Consider the following 1,088-nt stretch of genomic DNA (forward strand, 5'->3'; position numbering starts at 1 on the left):
AACGGCATCGTCGCCAAGCGCCTGTTCACCGAGGGCGGCATGGTCAAGGCCGGCGAGCCGCTGTACCAGATCGAGGACGCCAGCTACCGCGCCCAGGCCAACAGCGCCCGCGCCCAGCTGGCCCGTGCCGAAGCCACCGCCAACGCTGCCCGCCTCAGCGCCAAGCGCATCACCGAGCTGGCCAAGGTCGACGCGGTCAGCCAGCAGGATCTGGAAAACGCCGTGGCTGCGCAGAAGCAGGCCGAGGCTGATGTCGGTGCCGCCAAGGCGTCGCTGGATGCGGCCAACGTCACCCTGGGCTATGCCCGCATCGTCGCGCCGATCAGCGGTCGCATCGGCAAGTCCAGCGTCACCCAGGGTGCGCTGGTCAGCGCCGGCCAGGCCAATGCACTGGCCACCGTGCAGCAGCTGGACCCGATCTACGTCGACCTGACCCAGTCCTCGGCCGAGCTGCTGCAGCTGCGCCGCGAACTGGCCGCCGGCCGCCTGCAGGACAATCAGTCGCTGCCGGTCAGCATCCTGATGGAAGACGGCAGCACCTTCGAGCACAAGGGCACGCTGGAGTTCTCCGAAGTCAGCGTCGATCCGGCTACCGGCAGCTTCGGCCTGCGCGTGAAGGTGGACAACCCGGACGGCCTGCTGATGCCGGGCACCTATGTGCGCGCAGTGATCGGCGGCGGCGTGCGCAGCGATGCAGTGCTGGTGCCGATGCAGGGCATCGCCCGCGATCCGAAGGGCGACACCACCGCGATGGTGGTCGGCAAGGACAACAAGGTTGAGGTGCGCCCGGTCAAGGTCAGCCGCACGGTCGGTGACAAGTGGCTGGTCGAGGACGGTCTGAAGGCCGGCGACAAGGTCATCGTCGAAGGCCTGCAGAAGATCGGCCCCGGCATGCCGGTCAAAGCCACCGAGAAGGGCGCTGCCCCGGCCAAGCCGGCGGCGGCCGCCCAGCCTGCGGCCCCGGCCGGCGGCGCGAAGTAAGCGGAGAACCCCATGGCACGCTTTTTCATCGATCGACCCATCTTTGCATGGGTCATCGCCATCATCATCATGCTCGCCGGCGGCCTGGCCCTGTTCAAGCTGCCGGT

Annotated in this window: 1 protein-coding gene; it reads left to right on the top strand. The window is 68.5% G+C overall.

All coding sequences use genetic code 11. The annotated features are described in order from the left end of the window. Nucleotides 1-981, top strand: a 981-nt coding sequence (gene smeD / locus V3B41_RS20430) for a multidrug efflux RND transporter periplasmic adaptor subunit SmeD (RefSeq protein WP_329861822.1), incomplete at its 5' end; no start/stop codon positions are given. Between the last annotated feature and the right edge of the window lie 107 nt (nucleotides 982-1,088).

It is taken from the genome of Stenotrophomonas sp. SMYL89 (genome assembly GCF_036319985.1).
GTDB lineage: Bacteria > Pseudomonadota > Gammaproteobacteria > Xanthomonadales > Xanthomonadaceae > Stenotrophomonas > Stenotrophomonas maltophilia_Q.